Consider the following 22,721-nt stretch of genomic DNA (forward strand, 5'->3'; position numbering starts at 1 on the left):
GGAGCGAATTATGACCGTAACCATTAGAGAAATTGCCAAGCAGGCAGGGGTATCGCGAGGAACCGTTGACCGGGTGCTTAACGACAGGCCCGGCGTGAAACCGGAAGTGCGCGATCGGATTCTTAGTATTGTTGCCGAATTAAATTATGTGCCTAATATTGCAGCTAAAGCGTTAGCGTATCAGAAGAAACCACTTGTATTCGGCATTGTGATGCCGCCGCAAGAAATTCAGTTCTTTGAAGCGATTCGTAACGGTATCGGCGTTGCGGCGGAGGAGCTCAAGGATCTTGGCGTCCGTTTGGAATATCGCTTCGTGGACAACAAGAGTCCGGAGGAAGGCGCAGCTGCCATCCGTGAGCTTGTCGAAGCAGGCGTAAGCGGTATTATGTTCTCCGTCATGGACGATGAATTGATTCGTGCAAGCATTGATTATGCTGCGGAACGGGCAGTACCGATCGTCACCTTCAACTCGGATGTGGAGCTCAGCAAACGGATTTGTTTTGTGGGGCAGGATTTGCACAAGAGCGGGATGGTTGCAGCCGGTTTGATGAACCGTGTACTGCAGGCGAATGCCAAAGTCTTAGTCGTCACGGGCAACCTGAAATTCCATGCGCATCGGTCGAGGGTCGAAGGCTTCAAGCAAGGACTTGCCGAGCATGGAAATAAGCTGGAAGTGCTTCAAGTCATTGAAGGCTTCGACCGCTATGCGGATACGTATTTGCAGCTGGATTGCGCTCTGAATGCGAATCCCGATCTTGGCGGAATCTATATGGCTACGGGCGATATCGGCGCGTGCGTGGACGTTATCAAGCATCATAAGCAAGAAGGCAAACTTCGAGTTGTCTGTAACGATCTGATCTCGCCGGCTATTCTGGGCCTTCGTGAGCGGATTATTGATTTCACGATTGTACAGAATCCGGAAAGGCAAGGGTACTTGTCGCTGCGTATCCTGTTCGACCATGTGTTTGCCGGTAAGCAGCCGGAGTCCGAGCATCATTATACAGAGACACATATTTATATTCCCGAAAGCCTTTAAAGGCTTTCTTTTTTGGAGAATTTCGTGCCCGCGCACGAATATATTAATTAAAGGAGGCGGTCATAATGGCAATTGTCGTGCAACGCAGAGACTACAGTCTGAAAGGCGTCGAAAGTAAACGTGCGGATGAGAAAGGTCTTGCTTCCGCAGAATGGCATCAAACCCCGATACCGCGTGCCAAGATGAAAGAACTGATGAAGAGGAAGGATGGTCCGGCGATTCGCGATACGCTGATCTGGTTTGGCGGACTTATTATCCTTGGTTTCCTTGCCTATCAATCTTGGGGCACATGGTGGGCAGTCCCGGCATTCTTCCTGTACGGACTGCTGTACGCAACGCCGGGGGATTCGCGGTGGCATGAATGCGGACACGGTACAGCATTTAAGACACCATGGATGAACGATGTCGTCTATCACATCGCTTCGTTCTTTGTACTGCGCTCGGCAACACCTTGGCGCTGGAGTCATGCCCGTCACCACACGGATACGATCATCGTTGGCCGCGATCCGGAGATCATTACGGCAAGACCGCCGGTATGGAAAATTCTCTACATGCAAATTTTCCACTTGTACGGCGGCCCGCTGGCAATCAAAAGCTTCATTCTGCATACATTCGGCAAGCTGGATGAGCAAGAGAAGGAATATATTCCGGCTTCCGAGCACCATAAAGTGTACCGTGAAGCACGCGTATACATGCTCATTATCCTAGCCGTTATTGCCGCATGTATCTACATGGGCAGTATTTTACCGGCAATGTTCATCATTCTTCCTTCATTCTACGGTGGTTTGCTCGTTCTAACGTTCGGGATTACACAGCATTTGGGTCTGTATGAAGATGTGTTGGATCATCGCCTGAATACGCGGACAATCTATATGAATCGGGTCTTCCGTTTCCTTTATTGGAACATGAACTACCACACGGAGCATCATATGTTCCCAATGGTTCCGTTCCACGCCTTGCCGAAGCTTCATGAAGTTATGAAGTCCGATTGTCCGGAAGCCCGTCCAAGCCTATGGGCAGCTCTGAAGGAAGTTATCGGCGCGCTTCGCAAGCAGAAAGACGATCCTTCTTATGTCGTCGTTAAGCCGTTGCCGGATACGGCCCTTCCTTATCGCTACGGTCCGAATATGGACTTTCAAACAAGGAGTGAAGCATAGTGTCAAACCAGGTATGGGTAGAAGTTTGCGATGCAGAGGAAATTGAAGTAGAGGATGTTATCCGCTTCGATCAGGATGATCGTTCCTTCGCTGTGTACCGTTCAGACAAAGGGGATTACCATGCGACTGACGGTTTCTGCACGCATGGGAAATACCATCTGTCTGAGGGACTTGTCATGGGGAAACAAGTGGAATGCCCGAAGCATAACGGTCGCTTCGATATTACGACCGGCGCAGCTGTACGTGTTCCTGCTTGTGTGGATCTGCAGTCGTACCAGGTTAAAGTAGAAGACGACAAAGTGTTTATCCTCATTTAATAATGTTTCCATGAGGGCACCGAATGGATAGGGAGAAATTCCTGTTCGTTTGGTGCCTTTTATTGTATCCTTAAACCTGTATTTACTTAATATTCCAATAATGAGGTGTGTCTATGAGTGAGCAAGCGGTAGTCGCGAATATCTCCGGTTCATCCATTGTTCTATTAGTTAGAGATATTCAAGTTTCATCAGATTTCTATAAGAAACTGGGATTCTCGTATGAAGAAATAGGCGGACATGTGCACGTCGCCAGAGGAAATATTACGTTCATTTTGCATGCTGCCATTAATCCGGAGGATGTTAGGCCGTTCTCATCGGTGGCAGGCGGATTATATTTTGATGCTTTTGCTTACACAGATGCAGTCGATTTATGGGTTGAGGAGTGTCGGTCGCAAGGGGTTGAAATCGTGAACGGCCCGAATTACTCGGAGCATTGGAGCGAGTTTACGATAAAAGATGCCGATGGATATCGAATCTCCTTTGGCGGCGCTGTTAGTAAGAAAGCGGACTAGGTTAAGAGCATGTAGTTCATTGTACCGCCTTACATCCAATTGGATGCAGGCGGTTTTTCTTGTTATGGGACAGCAATTGAAGAAAGTTATGGGCCATTGGAGATAAGACTCTAAGCACTATTACGTATTACAAAATATGACAAAAATAGCGATTGTCGTCTGCCGATAGGCGCCTCTATAATAGAGCTATATCCAACATTATCGATAATCGATAATGTGAAAAGGAGCAGTGAATATCATACGCAGCCCTCATGCGGATTACCCCATCAACTCGATAAGCGAACATATCTATGCCGATTTGAAGAAGACGATTCTCGAAGGCGTTCTCCAGCCCGGTGCTCGTTTAATCGTGACGGAGATCGCGGGTAAATTCCAAGTCAGCCAAGCGCCTGTAAGGGAAGCATTGGAAAGATTGAAGCAAGAAGGCCTCATCTCCGGCATTCCGAACAAAGGCTCTGTCGTATCGTCGATCACGGCGAAGGAAATAAGAGATATATTCGTGCTGCGCGAAATCATCGAAGGTTTTGCCGTCCGCCAGTCCATGCCTATGCTAACGGAAGAAGACTATGACTATCTGCATCGCATTATCGGCGAGATGGAAGTTGCGAATCGGCAGCAGGAAATGATTCGCATTCTGGAGCTCGATATGGATTTCCATGCCTTCTTCTATAAACGCTGCGATAATCAAGCTGTTCTGGAGCTGTGGAATCATATGCGCACCAAGGTGATGCGGTTCATGGCGATATCCAATCGTCACCATACAACCGAGGTACTCGCCGAATGGCATCTTGTGCTAATCGATGCGTTACGCTCAGGCGATCCGGATGCGGCAGCGGCGGCCTTTGTAGAACATATGCAAGCTTATAAGATGATTAATCTTGAGTAGCAGCATGAATGGAGCAAATACCTGGTTAACATCCGTTCGTAAAGGGGAGAGATCATGCTAAGCGAAGGGCTGCTGTATAAGGATGATGTCATTTTGACTTGGATGAGAGACCGATTTATTCAAGATCTTGTCTTAGGTTTCAAGCCGAAGAGTACGAATTTGAAAGAAAGCTTATCTCGGTTGAATTTGAATCCCTATTTCACGTATCCTGCTTTAGCACTGCTTGAGCCATGCTCGACTAAATTGGAGGAGCAGGAGAAAGTGCTGCTCGAGGAAATGCGGGATTATTTGCAGCAACAAATACCCAGTCAAACCGGTACTATCGTGTTTATGGATGATCAGAATCGAATTGGCTTATTATTCTCGTGGGTATCCAAGGCGGAGCTGGAAACCATCCAAACCAAGCTAAGCAGGAAGTTCAACCTGCAGATTAATATCGCCGTAGGAAACCCTTGCTGCCAGTTAAATGATATTAAGCAATCCTATAAACAAGCATCGTTCGCCCTGCAAGAAAAGTTTTATCGTGGGGTGGGCCATATCTTCTATTACAGTGAGCTTCCTGAGTATTTGGAGTGCCGTGATTATCCCGCGGACAAGGAGATAGAACTACATGAAGCATTGAAAACTGCTGATTCCGATGCCGATATCGAGGAGGCGGTTGAAGCGTTCTATCACTCCATGCTTGAGCATGGACCGGTAGATATAAAGGCTATGTATGAATGGACGGCTCGCTTACTAATTGGAACGGAGAAGAAGCTGCTTGCAGCAGCCAATTATGACAGCGCTTACAATAAATTGGAAATTATGCCCATCGCTAAGATGCAAACCTTGCAGGAAATTAAACAATATGTCTCGCATTTTTTATCCGGTGTAAGAGAAGTGCTATCCTATGATCAGAAGGAGAGCCACCGCAGCATTATCAAGAAAACCATTCATCACATGGAGCAGGAATACCAGGCGTTATCGCTGCAAAGCGTCGCGCAGAAGGTATATATGACACCGACCTATTTAAGTTTGCTATTTAAGCTAAACACCGGCAAAACCTTTATCGAGCATTTGACGGACATCCGGATCGAGAAGGCTAAGAAGCTGCTGGTCAGCACGCATTATAAGAATTATGAAGTAGCTGAGCAGGTTGGTTACCAAGATCCCCGTTATTTTAGTCAAATTTTCAAGAAGAAGGTAGGCTTATCGCCGACAGAGTATCGAGAGACTGTCGCCAATTAGACAATAAAGAAGGACTCCGGAGAGCGTTTCTAACGCTTACCCGGAGTCCTTTTTTATCGTAGAAGGCTACAATCGCACCTCATGATTATTATCGCCGTTGTCTGATTTTGCAGCGTTCTCCAGCTCTGCTTCCCAAGTCAGATGGCGGTATTCGGCTGCTGCCGGATCATTATCAAACCAGCCGACAAAGTCACTCCAGAGCGATGTATTCCAAGCCGCGTCGATTTGAGCGGTGGAGTAGACGCCTTCCTTGAGACGGACGAAGCCGAAGATATCGCGAACCTGAGATTTCTCCGCCTGTACAACCGTAAGCTCGGCAAGGTGCGGAGGAATGAAGATTACACCTGCAGGCGTGCCCAGGACGATATCGCCGGGGAGACATATCGCCTTTCCGATGCGGGTAGGCACATTCATCCCAACCATCGTGACATCGGCGATGGCGGTCGGGTCACTCCCCCGATAATAAACATTGATATTGTCGATTTCGACTATTTGCTGATTATCGCGAATGCCGCCCCAGATTACCGCACCTCCACGTTTCGTGCGGGTAGATATGGCTGTACTCAGATTACCGCCAACGTACGTACCGAGATGAACTTTGTCGAACATGTCGACAACGACTACATCGTCCTCCACAAGGGAATCGATGACCCACTGGTTGAAGAAGCCCTTGCGGCCTTCCTGTTCATGACCGTATTTTAAGAGCGTTTCATGCAGATCGGGGCGCTTAGGAACCATGACGGCGGTCACTGCACGGCCAACCATGATTTTGTCAGGATGAACGATTTTGAAGTCACCTTCAAATTGAAAGGTATATCCATGATTCCACAGAGGACCCCAAGCTTCCTCCAACGTAATTTTACGCATGCGCCGCAATACATCCTCAGAAACTTTAGGACGACCGTTCGGGAATCGTTCCCCCTCCCATTGCGGGGTGAGCTGTACAATATCTTCCGGATTATCGAATCTCACTGTGAGCACCTCTTTCATTAGGTTAAGTGCATGAATAACGATCTTAAGTCTATTGTTAGGGACAACTCGGCGATTGTCGATGCGAGTTTTTTAAGGCTTTTCCTCCGGAACCCATAATAATTTCACCTATCCCGCAATCGTTTTAAATAAATCCAACCATTTCGTAAAATTGTCACCTTCTCTCATGTAACCGTTTTCTATTAGAGTAAAGACGAGCTCTAGCTTACAAAAAGATTACAGCCTTTCATGAGGAGGAGATCCAGGGGTGACAACTGAAACGTTAGCCCAAGCACCACGCACGGAGTCGACAGCAGCTTCCTTACGCAAGCGCAAAGCCAAGGAAGAAACCAATGTTGCCGGGTATTTGTTTATTGCCCCGTGGTTGATTGGATTTTTGTTGCTTACGTTATGGCCGATCGCGCAATCCTTCTACTTATCGTTCACGGAGTATTCCTTATTGGAAGCCCCGGTTTGGACCGGAACAGACAATTACGCCAACATTTTCAACCATGACGATACCTTCACCAAATCGTTAAGCGTAACGTTTATGTTCGTTCTGATCTCGGTCCCGCTAAAGCTGTTTTTCTCGCTGCTGGTTGCGATGGCGCTGAGTAAGAACGTTCGAGGAATGAATCTCTACCGAACGGCGATTTATTTTCCTTCCTTGATTGGCGGAAGCATTGCGGTAGCTGCGCTTTGGCGCAATATGTTCGGCTTGGAGGGCTACGTCAATCAAGTGCTGTCCTGGTTCGGTATTCAAGGCTTAGGCTGGATTACGAATCCCGACACCTCGCTTGGAACATTGATTCTGCTTAACACGTGGCAATTCGGTTCAACGATGGTCATTTTTTTGGCAGGACTCAAGCAAATTCCCCAGGAGCTCTACGAGTCCGCATCGGTAGACGGCGCAGGTCGATTCCGCAAATTTGTCAGCATTACCTTGCCGATGCTCTCACCGGTCATGTTCTTTAACCTCGTGCTTGGAGTCATCGGATCCTTTCAAACCTTTACCTCGGCGTTCATCATCACCAAAGGCGGTCCGATCAATTCGACTTATATGTACGCGCTATTCCTGTACGAGAAGGCTTTTAAACATTACCAAATGGGCTATGCTTCCGCACTGGCATGGATTCTGCTGGTCATCGTCGCGGTATTGACCGCACTCAATTTCTTTGCTTCACGTTATTGGGTATTTTACGAGTCGGACGGAGGGAAGGCCAAATGACTACGATTCGGTTCAAGCTCTCCAATCATCTGTTTCTCTCCGTATTCTCGCTGTTGATGCTTTATCCGGTTATCTGGTGGATCGGCGCTTCCTTGAAGAAAGCGGAAGAGCTGCGATTGCCCACGATTTGGCCTCCCATTCCCATGTGGGAAAATTACAGCAAGGGCTGGCATTTCTCTGCCGACTACAGCTTCGCCCACTTCTTCGGCAACACGCTGCTCATGGAGCTTGGCAACGTAACGGGTGGCGTGCTTACCGCAGCACTGGTAGCCTATGGCTTCGGAAGACTCCAATTCAAGCTTCGCGGCTTCTGGTTCTCGATTCTGCTGCTTACCATGATGCTGCCCGGCCAGGTTACCGTGGTGCCGCAATATATTCTCTTCAATAAACTGGGCTGGGTGGACAGCTATATTCCGCTTGTACTGCCGCACTTCTTCGGAGGCGGAGCCTTCTTCATCTTCCTGCTTGTTCAATTTATTCGCGGCATCCCGCGCGATTTGGACGAAGCGGCCAAGATAGACGGCAGCTCGGTGTACGGCATCTTCTTCCGCATTATTCTGCCGCTAATCAAGCCCGCACTCGTGACAGTCGCGATCTTCACCTTCATCTGGAGCTGGGATGATTTCTTTGCGCAGGTACTGTATATCAGCTCCATCGACAAGTTTACAGTCGGTCTGGCGCTTCGGATGTTTATCGACCAATTTGACATCCAGTGGGGACAATTGCTGGCCATGTCCTTCCTGTCTATCATGCCATCTGTGATCATCTTTCTGTTTGCCCAGAAGTACTTTGTGGAAGGCATTTCCACGACCGGTTTGAAGGGGTAGTCCATCACTAGGAAACCATGAGAGGAGATTGGAATTATGGGAAAAAGATCAGCTAGTTTACTGTTATTGAGTTTGGCTCTGACACTTACGGTAGCAGCATGCAGCAGCGGGGGCGGCAACGGCAACTCGAACGGCGACAACGCGGCTGGGACCGAGACAGGAACAAATAATGAATCTACGAAGGATAACAACGAGGCGACCCAGTTGAGCATTATGTGGTGGGGGCCGGATGCGCGTCATGAAGCAACGAAGAACGCGCTGGCGATTTATACCAAGCAGCATGCCGGCGTGACGTTTAAGCCGGAATTCATGGCGTGGGATGCCTACTGGCAGAAGCTTCCTACGCTTGCAGCTTCCAAATCGATTACGGATGTTCTGCAAATGGATGCCGCGTTCCTGCAAGAGTATGTAGCAAGAGGACAGCTGGAGGATTTGTCCGATATCGATTTAAGCGGCATCGTGGATCCGAAGGTCGTTGATAATTTGAAAATCGATGGGAAATTGTACGGAATCCCTCTTAGTCAGAATGCAGCGGGAATTGCATTCAACAAAGAGGAGCTCACGAAATACGGGATCGCTCTGCCGAAGCAGAACTGGACGTACGATGAGTTTTTCCAATGGGCCAGGGATGCCCGGGCGAAGCTGCCGGAGGGCAAATATCCGATCGGGGATTCGGGAACGTGGGATTCATTTAATTTCTATCAAACCTCCATGGGCAAAGATCCGGTCATGGCCGATGAGGGGAAGAAGTTTACGCTCGATAAAGACTTGTTTATGACTTACTACAAGACGTACGAAGAATTCCGTAAAACCAAAATCGTACCGCCGGCGGAACAAGCAGCCGCTTTCCTGGAAAATGATCCGCAGGCTGATCCGATGGCATCCGGCGTGCTCATGACGCGCGGCGCGACGACCGGTTCTGTAAGCGCGCTGGAGCAGCTGATGCCGGGTAAAGTAGGCGTCGTCAACATGCCGATCGGTCCTTCGGGAGGCGGCTGGGCACAATCTACGATCTTCCTGAGCGTCAGTGCGAATTCCAAGCATAAGGATGAAGCCAAGAAATTCGTACAATGGTTCATTTCGGACAAAGAGGCCGGCAATGCACTGGGACTGACACGCGGGATTCCAATTAACCCGGAGATTTACAAGGTCCTTGAGCCGACACTGGAGCAGAAGGACAAGCTGGGCAAAGAAATCTATGACCTTTCGGTTGAGAAAGCATTGCCGTTCTATTCGGCTGCCGCAGGCTTCTCGGAGTGGGTAGATACGTATAAGAAGGAAATGGAGGCCGTCTCGTACGGTCAGCAATCCATTGAAGATGCTTATGACAAGATCAACAAAATGGGTATGGATCTAGCGGCCAAAGCCGCTTCGAAATCATAATCTCGGACCTGGATTCCGAAATAGAGGAGAATACGCCTATGAAACTAGCTGAATTTTTCTCATCGCAGCCCTCGCAGCTGTGGGAGCTCGCGAAGCAAATGAACGTGAACTATGCGGTTGGAGGCCTTCCTTGGGAAGAGAAAACCGATAAGGCTTGGGACCTCATGCCGCTTATTCGGATGAAGCAGCGGTATGCCGATCACGGTCTATCTCTGCAAGTCATTGAATCCATGCCTCCGAGCAATCATATCAAGCTCGGTACGCAGGGACGCGACGAAGAAATCGAGACTTTCCAGAAATTCATTCTCAACATGGGTGCAGCCGGCATTCCGGTACTTTGCTACAATTTCATGGCGCAGTTTAACTGGTTCCGCACCTCTACTACGACCAAGGCACGAGGAGGGGCGCTCGTTTCGAGCTATGACCATAGCCTGATGAAGGACGCTCCGCTTACGGATGCGGGAATAGTGACGGAAGAGCAGCTTTGGGAGAATCTCCACTACTTCATGGAACGCATTGTTCCTGTTGCGGAGGAGGCCAAAGTAAAACTGGCGCTTCATCCGGATGATCCGCCGATAACTCCGATTCGCGGCGTCTCTCGCATTCTTCGCAGTGCGGCAGCGCTGCAGCGTGCGATCGATCTGGTTCCGAGCGCATACAATGGCATCACGCTGTGCCAAGGGACGTTGGCCACGGCAGGGGAGGATATTCCGAGCGTGATCCGCCAATTTGCCGAGCAAAATAAGCTATTCTTCGTCCATTTCCGCGATGTGAACGGTACACCGGAGAAATTTGAAGAAACGTTTCATGATAATGGCAAGACCAACATGCTCGAAGCCATGAAGACCTATTACGAGGTTGGTTTTACCGGACCTGCAAGACCTGACCATGTACCGACCATGGCCGGTGAAACGAATGAGAATCCGGGCTATGAGCTGCTCGGCAGACTTTATGGGATCGGTTATATTAATGGGTTAATGGAAGCGGCTTCGGCAGGGTAACACAAAAATACAGTCCGCCGGTCATGTACATGATCGGCGGACTGTATTTTCATTCGGATTAGCTCCACAGCCGGTCATTGGAATAGTATTTATTCCACTGATCCGTCGATTCCCACAGTCCTGGAATCTCAGGATGCAGATGCTGTTTAAGCACCTCATCATTCAAATCATCTATTCCTAGCCCCGGTGCATCGGTGAGCGTTATAAACCCATTTTGCACCAGCTTCTTCGGAAGCTTGCTGCCGATTACGATATCATCCCACCAATCCACTTCGCAGGAGTGATATTCAAGTGCGAGGAAGTTCTCGGTTGCTGCGGCAACATGAGCGGCTGCCAAGCAGGCAATTGGACTTTCCGCCATATGAATCGCCATAGCAACGCCGTAATCCTGCGCCATATCGCCAATCTTCTTGGTTTCCAGAATGCCGCCTGTTGTGAGGACGTCAGGATGGATGACCGAGACGCCGCCTGCTTCGAGAAGAGGCTTGAAATTTTCCTTCAAATAAATATCTTCGCCGGTACAGATTGGCGTTGTCACCGCGCGTGCCAATCTCGCATACTGCTCCGTATACTGCCAAGGAATCATATCTTCCATCCAGGCCAGATTGAATTTCTCCACACGGTTGCCTAGTTTAATGCAATCCTCGAGACCGATATGACCGAAATGATCAATCGCGAGCGGGACTTCGCAGCCGATTACCGCTCGTACGTCAGCCACGTACTGCTCCAGCACATCCAGGCCTTTGTCCGTTACATGAATGCCGGTGAAAGGATGCGCGATATTATGTATATCATAGTGACGATTTCGAATGTCGCAAACTTCTTCCGCTGTCAGACCGGCAGCTTGGAGCTTGTAACGTCTTCTGGACTTGTCTATCATTTCATCAATAAAACCGAGAGGAGCACTCAGCGTACCGGGTTGATCCATGAGCTGCCCGATGCCCAGGTCCATCTTAAGGAAGGTAAAGCCCTCATCCATCCGTTTCTTTAGTGCATGTCCCATCGCGGTTCCCGTATTTTTGCCACTGACGTCCGTATCGCAATACATCCGAATCTTATCTCGAAACTTACCGCCAAGCATTTGATAGATCGGCACGCCATACGCTTTGCCTGCCAGATCCCAAAGCGCGATTTCAAGTCCGCTAACGCCGCCGCCTTGACGGGAATGACCACCGAACTGCTTGATCCGGCGGAACAGCTTGTCGATATTGCATGGATTTTCGCCCAGCAGTCTGCCCTTGGCCATCTGAGCGTAGACCTTGTCAGCTCCGTCGCGCACTTCTCCGAAACCAACCAGACCTTGATTGGTATACACTTTTATCAAGCTGCTATGGAACGGCCCGCCAACAATGTCGGTAAAACGGATATCCGTGATGCGAAGCTCAGTCGGATTTGAATATGCAGATACATGAGCAAGCGTTTCATCATAGGTGTTTGGCTTATTCGTCAACTCATTCACCCCAATTAAATAGGAATAGTAATGCAACTTAATCTTAGTGAATGACAGGGGTCGGTCGCGATACTGTAAAATTATGATTTCGTTTGATTTCTTTGGAGAAAACCAAGCTATTTCTACGTTGCAGGTTACACATTACATATGGCGTTTCCCATATCCTCATTCAGCGGGGAGCATAGTTTAGTATGAAGGCATTAATTGTTAGCCTATATGAATATAAATAAATGATAATAGGAAAAGAGTTTAATGGTGCACACTTTAATAGCTTCGAAAATCGAGAAAGCAACCAGCAATTAGGAGGCTTAGGCATGATTATGACGCAAGAAGAGTTGGCTCAATATCATAGAGACGGCTATGTACTGGTGAACAATTTGTTTGATCGCGAGGAAATTGATCTCATGATTCGAGAAATTGAAGGCGGAGAACGAGTAGCGGGGTCTACGTATAGCAACGATGACCGTTCGGGGTTGAAAGCCAAACTTGCGATATGGTTTGAGCTAGGTCCGGACATGTGGTCAGCCGTTTCTACCTGTCCGAGGTTGGTGAATAATGTAAGTTCTTTGCTGGGCGAGGACGCGGCTTTCTTTCATGGCAAAGTTATGCTGAAGGAGGCTCGTTCAGGCGGGGCTTGGGAGTGGCATCAAGATTACGGCTATTGGTACGATCAAGGATTTATTTATCCGAATATGATCAGCGTATTTATTGCGCTTGATGCGGCGACCAAAGAGAATGGCTGCTTGCAGGTACTCCGCGGCTCACATTTGCTCGGCCGACTGGAACACGGAAAAGTAGGCGGGCAAACCGGTGCCGATGTGAACCGAATCCGGCATTTACAGTCCATGTTTGAGCTGGTTCATTGTGAGATGGCCCCGGGTTCAGCGCTGTTCTTTCACAGTAATCTTCTTCATTCTTCCGCTCCGAACCTGTCGGATTACCATCGCCGTACGTTCGTCTCTTGTTATAATGCAACCGGCAATCCGCAGCTTCAAAGTCAAGGACTTAAACATTATGATAGATGTCCGGTAGGTTCGGACGATTGGTTGACGAAATTTTAATTCTTGCGGATAGAATAATTTAGTTTATAAATAAAGCCGCCCTTCTTAAGGGCGGCTTTATTTTGGTTGTAAATCGATGAAATAGCTAAAATAAATGTTCAAATCTAATATACTTCTAATATATTCCTAAAAATTCCTTGTTAGGATAGAGATATAACCGATGCCATTGCAATGCCCATACTAAATCATAGAACGGAGAATGGTACAATGGAATCTTTTTTGCAAGAGAAAATTGAATCATTACGTTTTGAAATGAATGACCGGGCATGTAAGCACGGGAGTCTCACGGATGAGAGAGTCGTCTATGTTAGTCAGCAGCTGGACAGGTACATCTTTGTTTATCAGAAGCTGCAGCGAAAACGAGATAAACGCAAATAATAATCATCCGTTCGGATGAATACAACCCGATCTATACCGAGCAATTGACGGTTGTGGATTGGGTTTTTTGTTCGTTGGCAGGCGAGTTCTAGCCAGGGTTGAATTAATAATGGTAAACTAATGCTGTTATTATTTTACAGGATAGGATGGAAGTATTCGTTGACGATTTTGAATACTAACGCTGGATCGTCGCAGGGGAGCGGCCTATGAACATTACCTTTCTTTCGAATGATGTGTATTTGGCTGATGGCATTCGAGTGGACAACCTAGTTGATCGGCTCTATTGTATTTTTGATTTAGAAGGCACAGGTATTCTCGCAGAGCATGAATCGATTACGCAGTTCGGCGCTATTTTATATCAAAATGGTCGGGTACTGGATACATTCACATCCTTGGTGAATTCTACTACGCCCATTCCGGAAGCCGTTCAACAGCTAACCGGCATTTCGAATGAGAGCTTGGTGGACGCGCCATCTTATTCGGAGGTTTACCGACGCTTTATTGAATTCTGCGGGGATGCTGTGCTCGTTACCCAGGCCGGATATGAGTATGATCTCCCCATGCTGAAGAAGCATTGCCACTTGCATGATGTTCCTTATGTGGAGAGACCCGTTATCGATACGAAAGCATTGTTTGCTGCCATTCATCCGGAACTGGATGAGGTGTTCTCAACGGATTATTTGATCGACTATTATGGGATTGAGGATACCGATATTAAACGTCATGATGCTGCAGGTGATTGTGTGTTGATTAGCCGCATTCTGATGCGTATTTTAGCTGAGTATCGTACGAAACAACTAGCTGATTTTGACCTGACGGAAGGTTTGAAAGTGCGGCGGTTCATCATTCCACAGATGTATTTGAGCAAGCAGGGTTGAAACTTCCGGCGATGATTGAACGTATGGGAAATCAATGGCGATGCTGCCGATTGGAAGATTGGAGTTGAAGGTACTGAACTTATTCATGTCCGACTTAGATGGAACGTTGCTCAACTCGAATCAGACCTTAAGCGACTACACGATCTCCGTCGTGAATCGTCTGATTGCGGCAGGACATCATTTCTCAATTGCAACTGCCAGGTCGATCGACTCTGCTGAGAAAATCATTGCTCCATTGCAACTAACGCTTCCGATTGTTCTCTTTAATGGCGTGTTTATCTACGATCCTGTAAGGCGAGTAAATATCGTATCGAATTACCTTGCCAATGACATTGCTGCGCACATTGTTGCCAAGTATGAGAAGAATCATCTATCTCCAATTGTCTACGCGGTTAATACGCAGGGCGAGAACAAAGTTTATTACAAAGGCATCACGAACAGAGGCGAGGAAGATTATATCGGCGGTCGAGTAGCGAGTGGTGATCAACGTTTCACGCGAGTGAGTGATTTCGCGATGGTGGCGCATGAAGATATCATCTCGATTAATGTTATTGCCGCCAAAGAAGAGTTGGATGCCATGCATGACTATTTTGGAAGAGAAATGCAGGGGCTTGAATGCCATTATTCAGAGGATATTTATTCGAACTATTATTGGCTGGAATTGACGAATGCGAAGGCGACGAAGAGAACAGGGATCGAAATCGTTAAGCAAGCAGTCGGTGCAGATAGACTCGTTTGTTTCGGTGATCAATTGAACGATGTTTCGATGTTTGAATTGGCGGAAGAGAAATACGCCGTGGCCAATGGGCACCCAATATTAAGAGAAATGGCTACTAGGGTAATTGAAAGTAACGATAACAACGGAGTGGCTACGTTCCTGGAGAAGTTTCTTGAGGAGAAGGACAATGACCAGGGCTAGGAGGAGAAAATATGGCTTGGATGACGTTAATGGATCATGATTTAGTATGTGCAAGATTAGATACAGAGGATGATAGTTTGCTGCTGGAGGTCAATGATGGAGGCCTGTCGGCAGAATATGTAACGATTCGATTAGGGAAAGAAGACGTCGAGCTCCTTGAGGAAGCCATTCGTCAATTCAAAGAAAAAACGATGAAGTGAGGAGATCCCATGTCAGAAGACTTGAATCGCCAATTGCTTGAGGCGAAGGAACGGATGTACCATCTTCATAAGTCGCAGCGCAAGAGAGAAGAGCTGACGAAGAGACTCCATTCGCAGGAACGTCTCATTATCCAATATGAAGTGCAGCTTGAATCGGAGCAAGCGGACGTTGATCGTTTGACGGGTTTGACATTGACTAATATTTTTCATACGATCCTTCGCAGCAAGGATGAGCAGCTTGAAATGGAACGGCAGCAAGCGCTGCAAGCCGCACTTAAGCTGCAAGAAGAGAAGCAGCGTTTAGCCGATACGCAGGAAGAACTGAAGCGAATCGGTGATGCACTTGCGGCATTCGGTAATGCAGAATATGAGTATCAGGAACTGATGAAAGCGAAAGAAGCGGCGCTGCGAAGCGGAAGCTTCGGCTCTGATGAGCTGAGAAAGATGGAAGAGCAAATTGCAGAACAGACCCTCTTCGTGAAAGAAATTAAAGAAGCCGTTACGGCTGGTAAACGGGTAATGGCTTCGCTGGAGGATGCCTCTGAAAGTTTGGATAAAGCGGAAAATTGGGGCAGCTGGGATTTATGGGGCGGCGGCGGAGTAATCAGCACCCATATCAAGCACGGCCATGTTGATGACGCCAAAGGATTTATCCATCAAGCCAATCATCAATTACTCAATTTCCGTGATGAGTTGGATGATCTGAACCGCACGATCAACATCGTCATAGATATTAGCGGAACGCTGAAGATGGCCGACTATTGGTTTGACGGCCTGATTGCGGATTGGATTGTCCAAGGTCGTATCAAAGATTCGCAGGAACAAACCTTGAGTGCCCTTCATAACGTTCGCCAAGTAGTCAAACAGCTCGAGTCGGAGTATTCCAAAGCCGAAGCCGTACGCGCCGGGCTGGTTACGAAGCGTGAAAGCTGGATTGAAGAAACGGCGAGCGAATGATGGCTTGTTAGAGAAGATGGCTCCTTTTAAGATGAGGGGGCCATCTTTTCTTTATGTTGAAATGAGCGAACGAGCCGGCTGCAGGATTGGCAAATGTGGCATCTGAAAATTCTAACGAATCGTACAAGCCTTATTTCGAAGAAAAGGGCCACTCGGAAATTCTAACGAATCGTAGAGACGCTATTTAGCCAAAAAAGGCAGTTGGGCATGGAAAATTGGCTGAATAAGACCTGTAGGATTCGTTAGAATTTGAAATGCCCCCATTTGGGCCAAATAAGGCTTCCTGGATTCGTTAGAATTTCGAGAGGCGCATGGGAAGGCGGCGGGAACGTGAATAGGTGAGAAATCAGCTGTACAAACGAGTAACGTCGCATTATGAACGGTCAGACGGAAAGGTGATCAACTAGAAAGAGCAAGCAATTAAAGAGTGAGCAACTAGATTGAGCAATTAGAGGGAATGAGAGAGCAGCAAAATTGAGCGGACATCAAGAAAGAGTGTGCAGCGAGAAATAGCAACTATCGAAAAAGAGAGCTCAGTTAGAAAAGAGATGGCAGCGTGATAAAGCAGACAGCTAGAAATGAGAGAGCAACATGATGGAGTGAACAGCATGATAGAGCAAACAGCAAGAAGAGAGCAGCATGATAGTGTGTGCAGGGAGATGGAGCAACCAGCAAGAAGAGAGCAGCATGATAGTGTGTGCAGGGAGATGGAGCAACCAGCGAGAAGAGAGCAGCATGATAGTGTGTGCAGGGAGATGGAGCAACCAGCAAGTTAGTGGGAGCGCGTAGCTACGCGAGTAGCTTCCCGGAGAGTCCAATGGGAATCTGCGCTTCCATCCCTATAGCTTTACCCAAGCCGTTAAGCCATCCGGTTTATCGGGGTCGATGCCTTGCCGCTCTGCGCTGCATAGAGCTACGATCTGAGGGATGAATAAAAACGGGATACCTTGAACCGGCCTATTGAGCTGCGATTCCGTCATAATGGCGAGGTCGACATGATGCTCTGATATCTTAGCCGCAGCATCGCCGAATGCGATGATCTTAGCGCCGCGTGCACGAATGTCTTGCATCAGCTTCCGTTGATGCTCGCTGCCGGCACCAGTGAGATGTGCAATCACGAGCGTTTCCGGTCCAACGGTCACCATGGGGCCATGACGGACATCCAGCACATGAAACGCATGGGCCTGCACCTTCGCGATTTCCGTCAGCGCGATAGCGCCTTCGGCTGCAAGGCCGTTCAGCTCTCCATCGGCGAGAAGGACAGCGTTCGTCCAGCCATAATCGCTTGCTTCACGAATCGCCGATTCGAAGCGCTCCATATAAGCTTCTCCTTGGGCAATCGCAACAGCGATGTCGGCGAGAACGGATTCGTCATGGCCAAGAAATGCGGCGATCATGAGGTTAGCCGTATACAAATTGGTTACGGTTCTCGTCTGGCACACGCTGTGATCAAACGCCCAAGGCAGCGATAGTGCGAAATCTGCGAATTCGGATAGGGCGGAGTCGACCACGCATGAGATGGCCATTACCGGTGCTTCCCCACTTAACTTCAGCAGCCGAACCGACTCGACGATTTCGCTCGTTGAGCCTGAGCGAGAAGGAGCAATTAGAAGTGTGTCGCTAAGCAGTGATGAATAGGCTTCAGCATTCAGCAATAAATCCCCGCCTGCAAGCGCAGAAGCGGGAATCCCGGTACGTAAGCGAACGGAAAATGCTGCGGATTCACTAAGGGTATAGCTCGAACCACAACCGATAAAGGTGACTGAGCGTTTGCCTTGCGAATGAAAGAAATCGGTAATAGCGGTGCGATTCTTAAGCATATAGTCATAGGTTTGCTGCAAGGCCGAATATTGCGATTTGATCTCCCCATAGGTCAAGCTCATCGGAATCCTCCTCATATTAGGTGTTGTCGATGTGTATGCCTCTATAATAGATCGTTTCGTTGATGCCATCAATCAATTTTTGATTTTATCGATCAAAAAATGATTGTAATGATCAAATTAACCCGATATGATTACCTTATAGAGTCATAAACTTCCAATGCCGGTTTTTGCAATGTACGGCAGTCATTCAGAAACGACAGGAGGCTCCTTCCTTATGCCACTTCTTTCATCCACTCGCATGCTTCAGCAGGCCAGATCAGGTAAATACGCCGTCGCCGCATTCAATGTACACACACTCGAGATGCTCCAAGGGGTTACGGAAGCAGCGATTGAGACGCAATCGCCGCTCATCCTTCAATCCACGGTAGGCACCGTAAACCATTTAGGACCGGAATACATCGTTGCCGCGGCTACGGTTGCCGCCAATCAAACAGGGTTGCCGATCGCGCTGCATCTCGACCATTGCACGGATTTTAATCTCATAGTCAGATGTATACGGGCAGGTTATACCTCAGTTATGATTGATGCTTCCATGCATCCCTTTGAGGAAAATGTGCGGCAAACCGCGAAAGTGATGGAAGTCGCTGAAGCGGCCGGCGTCAATGTGGAAGCGGAGCTGGGCAAGGTTGGAGGCGTAGAGGACGATATCATCGTGGATGAGCTTGATGCTTTGCTCGCCGATCCGGATGAATGCGTGAAATTCATGGATCTAACAGGTGTCCATACGCTTGCTCCCGCGATCGGTACAGCTCATGGCATATATAAGGGTACGCCTAATATTGATTTTGCACGCATTGCATCCATCGCTGAACGTGTTGCTGCACCGCTTGTGCTGCACGGCGGTTCAGGCATTCCGGCAGAACAAGTGAAGCTGGCAGTTTCCCTTGGGATGGCGAAGATGAATATCGCGACCGAGCTTCGCATCGCATTCTCGGATGAGATAAAAGCCGTATTTGCAAACAAACCAAGCGAAAATGATCCACGCACCTACATGGTGCCGGCCAAACAAGCCGTAAAGCAGCTTGCCATGGACAAAATGCAATTATGCGGCTGTGTAGGTAAGGCTATAGATATGCGCTAATGATGGAGGAAAGAGCATGATGCAATCGAAAGGCGAGCTTCGCAGAACGAAACTGCTTGAGCGAATAAAGGAAACAGGCAAAGCTTCGATTGGGGATTTGATGGAAGCAACGGACAGCTCGATCGCAACCGTTCGTCGGGATCTGGAAATGCTCGAGAAATCGAATAAAATCATTCGTACCATCGGCGGAGCGATCTATGATGAAGGCAGAGGCAGAAATGCCGAGCTGGCTTTTGCCGAGAAACGCGATGTCAGCAGAGAAGGGAAAGAACGAATTGCCGCCGCGGCTGCTTCGTTAGTGGAAGAAGGCGACATCATTTGCCTGACGGGGGGGACAACGACGTTCTTGATTGCCAGAGCGCTCAAAAACCACCAAAACATAACCGTGGTCACCAATGCGGTCAACATCGCGAATGAATTGTTTGATGCCGAAGGCGTGCAGGTCGTAGTCTCCGGCGGAGTCATGCGGCATAAGAGCTATGAGCTGATCGGTCCGCTGGCAGAGAGTGTCATCGAGAAGCTGAACATTACGAAGATGTTCCTCGGCGTTGACGGCGTTTCGCAGGAACATGGATTTACAACGCACAATGAACTGGAAGCCCGAATCGCACAGCTCTTTATCGGGCGTTCAAGCAAAGTGTACGCCGTATATGATCAAGCTAAGCTGCAGAAGACAGCGTTATTTACGATTATTCCGTACGATAAAGTGACCGGCGTTATCACGGATCTGGATGATGAATCAGGGGATTCCTATTGAAAAGGCGCAAGCGATGCTTGTCGCTTTTTTTGTTTTGCTGCAGGAATTGCGAAAATCTATAAAATGATGAAGGTGCGAAAATATCGTACATATCTTTTCCGCGCGTCTTCTTATATTTTGGGAATAAGAAGTAAGTTTTACATCCAATCGCGGGAGTTGAGCTGTCGTGGAAAAAGGGGCAAAAAAAGCGGTGAACTTGGGCCGTTTGTACCAAGGGCCATTTCAAATTGAACAAGATGACGGGTGGTACACGATCTATACAACGACCCCATCAAGCAAGCCTGTCCGTAATCCGGGCCAAGGATTGATCGCTTACGCCTGGGAGGAGAATGGGCCATCCCTCAAGGCGAGGCTAGGACAGGAGACAATCGAAGAACATGTGGAGAAGCTGGCAAAGCTTCCATATGTCGATGTGCTTTATATACGCTGCGATTGGAGAGATGTGCAATCTCGTCCGGGTCAACTTGACCTTCATCCGATCTGGGAAGCGACGTTTGATGCGGCTGAACGCCATGGCCTGCGTGTTGCCTTCCGCATTCAGCTGTCGAGCCCCAATATACAGCCAGCAAGGCTTGCCATGCCGGATTTCTTGCGCGATCAGGTTCCACTGGTTAATATCGGTCGATTCAATGACCAAGATTTCGATTATTTCGAGCCTCGTTATGATCATCCTGCGTTCCAAGCGGCATTCTCGGAGTTAAACGAGCTGCTTGCAGAACGTTTTGACGGCAATCCAATCATTGAATTTGTGGACTTGATGATGTATGGCTTCTGGGGAGAAGGACATACGAATGATCTGAAGAACCCATTCCCTGACTATACAATGGCAGAGCATACGTTCATGTCGATGTCGAGGCAGCAAATTGAACGATGGAAGCATACGCCGCTGGCTGTAAATACGCAGCCGGATATAAGCCATACCGGCAATCGCACGGTGAGAGAGTATGCGATGAATGAAGACTGTTGGGTACGGACCGACAGCATCATCATCGAAGAGCCGGAGCAAATCGAAGTGATCGCGGGTCGGGCAGCTTGGACCGCAGCTGTTATTGAGGATGGTTATTACCGTCATTTCAAGCAAGAGAAGCTCAAATTCGATAGCGGCAATGTCGATGTGATCGCAAGCTCCATGCTGCATGCGCTCGATATTGGCGGGAATTACTGGGGGTTGTGGACAGAAGCAGAAGCAATAGCGAGCTATCATGAACGATATCCGGACGGAATCGAAACGCTTCAGCGCCGATTGGGCTATCGCATTCGCCCATCATGGGTGTGGCAGCGCAAACGACAAGGGACGGATGAGCTGGTCATTGCACTGGCCAACGACGGAGTATCCGGCGTCCCGGGCACGTTATGGCTGGAAGCCGCGAGTTCAGAAGGCAAAGAGAAGGTACGCGGCAAACTGGATAAGGGATGCCCGCTGCCTGGCAAAGTAAGTCTGGCCTCGATCATTCTGCCTCCTTCCTGGCGCGATCAAGAGATCAGGCTCTCAATCGAACTGGAAGTAAAGCCGGGTCAATCGAAACAAGTGAGCTGGGCTTGTGCCCAGAAGGTGAACGAAGACGGTTCGTTATCCATACAACTGAAAGCCCATGAGGATGCCGATTGGCGGTGCGGCGTCTGATGGTAACGATCGGAGTCATCGGCTGCGGCTGGCATTCAAGGGCAACACATGGACCTTGCTTGAAGCAATACAAGGAAACGATTGGAGGCGTTTGTCTTGCCGCATGTTGCGATGTGGACGAAGAGGCAGCAGAAGCGTATCGCGCGGATTTCGGATTTGAACGAGCCTACGGCAGCTTCACTCAGATGCTGGAGTCCGAACAACTGGATGCCGTATGGGTCATCGTACCGGAGCAGCTAACCGTACCGATCTCGCTGCAGGTCATGGATACCGGTGTTGCCGTATTCTTGGAGAAACCGCCGGGTATTCATACCGCTGACGTCATAGCGCTCCAAGAACAAGCGGAGAACAGAAGCATCCGGCACCGCGTTGCATTTAATCGCAGATTTGTCCCTATGACAAACCTCCTTATCGATAAACTCCGGGGACAAGCGCAAGATAACCAAATCTACAGCATCACCTATGACATGATCCGAATTAATCGCAAGGATGCTGATTTCTCCACCACTGCGATCCATGCGATTGATGCTGCTAAGTATATTGCCGGCTCCGAATATGCAGAGCTGAGGTTCCGGTATGATGATTTGTCAGGAATTGCACCCGGACTTATCAATATCATGGCTGATGGATTCTTCCGCAATGGCGTGCGAGTGAAGCTGAACTGTTACCCGCATTCCGGATCAGCCCGTGAGACGGTCACCGTAAGGGGCGAGGGTTTCTCCTATGAGCTTCATTTGCCGTTGCTGGAGAGTCCGAACAGTTTTGCGGGTCTCATCTGTTCGGAGAAGGGGAAGGTCGCAATCATTCCCGAGGAGCAGGAGTGGACGACGGCATTTGGCTTCTATGACGAAAATGCCAGTTTCTTGGATGCATTGAAATCAGGCGGGCATTTAATGCATGACCTGAGCTCCTCGATCCAATCGGTTGCGGTCATGGCAGCCATACGTAATCGCGCAGAAACCTATCTCGGATAAACCGCAAAGAAAGCCG

The 22,721-nt window shown here is 48.7% G+C and carries 23 protein-coding genes; 20 read left to right on the plus strand and 3 right to left on the minus strand.

From position 1 onward, the window contains the following. Positions 1–10 precede the first annotated feature (10 nt). The 6 genes from I8J30_RS14645 (at position 11) to I8J30_RS14670 (ending at position 5,135) form a co-directional block, all read left to right on the plus strand. The gene (locus I8J30_RS14645) at positions 11–1,036 is read left to right on the plus strand and encodes a LacI family DNA-binding transcriptional regulator (protein ID WP_210658837.1); all 1,026 of its coding nucleotides are present in this window, start codon (positions 11–13) and stop codon (positions 1,034–1,036) included. 65 nt (positions 1,037–1,101) lie between these two features. Next, positions 1,102–2,193 (plus strand): fatty acid desaturase family protein, encoded by a 1,092-nt coding sequence (locus I8J30_RS14650; protein WP_210658839.1) that lies wholly within the window; start codon positions 1,102–1,104, stop codon positions 2,191–2,193. Beyond that, a complete protein-coding gene (locus I8J30_RS14655; protein WP_210658841.1) occupies positions 2,193–2,510 on the plus strand; it encodes a Rieske 2Fe-2S domain-containing protein in 318 nt (105 codons plus the stop codon). Before I8J30_RS14650 ends, I8J30_RS14655 begins: the two co-directional genes overlap by 1 nt. A 113-nt stretch (positions 2,511–2,623) precedes the next feature. Then, positions 2,624–3,022 (plus strand): VOC family protein, encoded by a 399-nt coding sequence (locus tag I8J30_RS14660; RefSeq protein WP_210658844.1) that lies wholly within the window; start codon positions 2,624–2,626, stop codon positions 3,020–3,022. 229 nt (positions 3,023–3,251) lie between these two features. Continuing rightward, positions 3,252–3,908 (plus strand): GntR family transcriptional regulator, encoded by a 657-nt coding sequence (locus I8J30_RS34015; protein ID WP_338044866.1) that lies wholly within the window; start codon positions 3,252–3,254, stop codon positions 3,906–3,908. A gap of 54 nt (positions 3,909–3,962) precedes the next feature. Beyond that, complete coding sequence (locus I8J30_RS14670) at positions 3,963–5,135, plus strand: helix-turn-helix domain-containing protein (RefSeq protein ID WP_210658846.1); 1,173 nt, start codon at positions 3,963–3,965, stop codon at positions 5,133–5,135. A gap of 66 nt (positions 5,136–5,201) precedes the next feature. On the opposite strand, the gene I8J30_RS14675 is transcribed toward I8J30_RS14670, so the two are convergent. Next, positions 5,202–6,107 (minus strand): RraA family protein, encoded by a 906-nt coding sequence (locus tag I8J30_RS14675; protein WP_210658847.1) that lies wholly within the window; start codon positions 6,105–6,107, stop codon positions 5,202–5,204. A gap of 265 nt (positions 6,108–6,372) precedes the next feature. Between I8J30_RS14675 and I8J30_RS14680 the strand changes: the two genes are divergently transcribed. From I8J30_RS14680 to I8J30_RS14695, 4 genes are read left to right on the plus strand one after another with little or no spacing between them, the layout of a single operon-like run. Further along, positions 6,373–7,332, plus strand: coding sequence for a carbohydrate ABC transporter permease (locus I8J30_RS14680; RefSeq protein ID WP_210658849.1), 960 nt, complete (start codon positions 6,373–6,375; stop codon positions 7,330–7,332). Continuing rightward, positions 7,329–8,159, plus strand: a complete 831-nt coding sequence (locus tag I8J30_RS14685) for a carbohydrate ABC transporter permease (protein ID WP_210658851.1) — start codon at positions 7,329–7,331, stop codon at positions 8,157–8,159. Before I8J30_RS14680 ends, I8J30_RS14685 begins: the two co-directional genes overlap by 4 nt. 36 nt (positions 8,160–8,195) lie before the next feature. Then, entirely contained in the window at positions 8,196–9,542 is a 1,347-nt protein-coding gene (locus I8J30_RS14690; protein ID WP_210658853.1) for an ABC transporter substrate-binding protein, read from the plus strand. A 38-nt stretch (positions 9,543–9,580) separates the two neighbouring features. Continuing rightward, positions 9,581–10,543, plus strand: a complete 963-nt coding sequence (locus tag I8J30_RS14695; protein WP_210658855.1) for a mannonate dehydratase — start codon at positions 9,581–9,583, stop codon at positions 10,541–10,543. A 58-nt stretch (positions 10,544–10,601) separates the two neighbouring features. Here the strand turns inward: I8J30_RS14695 and I8J30_RS14700 are convergent, their stop codons facing one another. Next, on the minus strand, positions 10,602–11,993 hold the full coding sequence (locus I8J30_RS14700) for a mandelate racemase/muconate lactonizing enzyme family protein (protein ID WP_210658856.1): 1,392 nt from the start codon (positions 11,991–11,993) through the stop codon (positions 10,602–10,604). 314 nt (positions 11,994–12,307) lie between these two features. On the opposite strand from I8J30_RS14700, the gene I8J30_RS14705 reads away from it, so the two are divergent. The 6 genes from I8J30_RS14705 (at position 12,308) to I8J30_RS14730 (ending at position 16,386) form a co-directional block, all read left to right on the plus strand. After that, positions 12,308–13,054 (plus strand): phytanoyl-CoA dioxygenase family protein, encoded by a 747-nt coding sequence (locus I8J30_RS14705; RefSeq protein ID WP_210658858.1) that lies wholly within the window; start codon positions 12,308–12,310, stop codon positions 13,052–13,054. 207 nt (positions 13,055–13,261) lie between these two features. Continuing rightward, a complete protein-coding gene (locus I8J30_RS34225; RefSeq protein WP_177245767.1) occupies positions 13,262–13,432 on the plus strand; it encodes an aspartyl-phosphate phosphatase Spo0E family protein in 171 nt (56 codons plus the stop codon). 206 nt (positions 13,433–13,638) lie between these two features. Beyond that, complete coding sequence (locus I8J30_RS14715) at positions 13,639–14,310, plus strand: 3'-5' exonuclease (RefSeq protein WP_210658860.1); 672 nt, start codon at positions 13,639–13,641, stop codon at positions 14,308–14,310. A 40-nt stretch (positions 14,311–14,350) separates the two neighbouring features. Next, positions 14,351–15,229 carry an HAD family hydrolase gene (locus I8J30_RS14720; RefSeq protein WP_210658862.1) on the plus strand — a complete coding sequence of 293 codons (879 nt, stop codon included), beginning with the start codon at positions 14,351–14,353 and terminating at the stop codon, positions 15,227–15,229. A gap of 11 nt (positions 15,230–15,240) precedes the next feature. Further along, positions 15,241–15,429, plus strand: coding sequence for a hypothetical protein (locus tag I8J30_RS14725; RefSeq protein ID WP_210658864.1), 189 nt, complete (start codon positions 15,241–15,243; stop codon positions 15,427–15,429). A 9-nt stretch (positions 15,430–15,438) separates the two neighbouring features. Beyond that, on the plus strand, positions 15,439–16,386 hold the full coding sequence (locus I8J30_RS14730) for a hypothetical protein (protein ID WP_210658866.1): 948 nt from the start codon (positions 15,439–15,441) through the stop codon (positions 16,384–16,386). Positions 16,387–17,225: 839 nt separating this feature from the next. Here the strand turns inward: I8J30_RS14730 and I8J30_RS14735 are convergent. Beyond that, the gene (locus I8J30_RS14735) at positions 17,226–18,269 is read right to left on the minus strand and encodes an SIS domain-containing protein (protein WP_210658869.1); all 1,044 of its coding nucleotides are present in this window, start codon (positions 18,267–18,269) and stop codon (positions 17,226–17,228) included. Between the two features lie 214 nt (positions 18,270–18,483). On the opposite strand from I8J30_RS14735, the gene I8J30_RS14740 reads away from it, so the two are divergent. The 4 genes from I8J30_RS14740 to I8J30_RS14755 all read left to right on the plus strand — a co-directional run bounded on the left by I8J30_RS14740 (position 18,484) and on the right by I8J30_RS14755 (position 22,705). Beyond that, entirely contained in the window at positions 18,484–19,350 is an 867-nt protein-coding gene (locus I8J30_RS14740) for a class II fructose-bisphosphate aldolase (protein ID WP_210658871.1), read from the plus strand. Between the two features lie 16 nt (positions 19,351–19,366). Further along, positions 19,367–20,107, plus strand: a complete 741-nt coding sequence (locus tag I8J30_RS14745) for a DeoR/GlpR family DNA-binding transcription regulator (protein ID WP_210658873.1) — start codon at positions 19,367–19,369, stop codon at positions 20,105–20,107. A gap of 166 nt (positions 20,108–20,273) precedes the next feature. After that, positions 20,274–21,731 carry a hypothetical protein gene (locus tag I8J30_RS14750; protein ID WP_210658875.1) on the plus strand — a complete coding sequence of 486 codons (1,458 nt, stop codon included), beginning with the start codon at positions 20,274–20,276 and terminating at the stop codon, positions 21,729–21,731. Next, positions 21,719–22,705, plus strand: coding sequence for a Gfo/Idh/MocA family protein (locus tag I8J30_RS14755; RefSeq protein ID WP_210658877.1), 987 nt, complete (start codon positions 21,719–21,721; stop codon positions 22,703–22,705). Before I8J30_RS14750 ends, I8J30_RS14755 begins: the two co-directional genes overlap by 13 nt. Positions 22,706–22,721: the final 16 nt, after the last annotated feature.

The organism is Paenibacillus lignilyticus, from assembly GCF_017942085.1.
Taxonomy (GTDB): Bacteria; Bacillota; Bacilli; order Paenibacillales; family Paenibacillaceae; genus Paenibacillus_Z; species Paenibacillus_Z lignilyticus.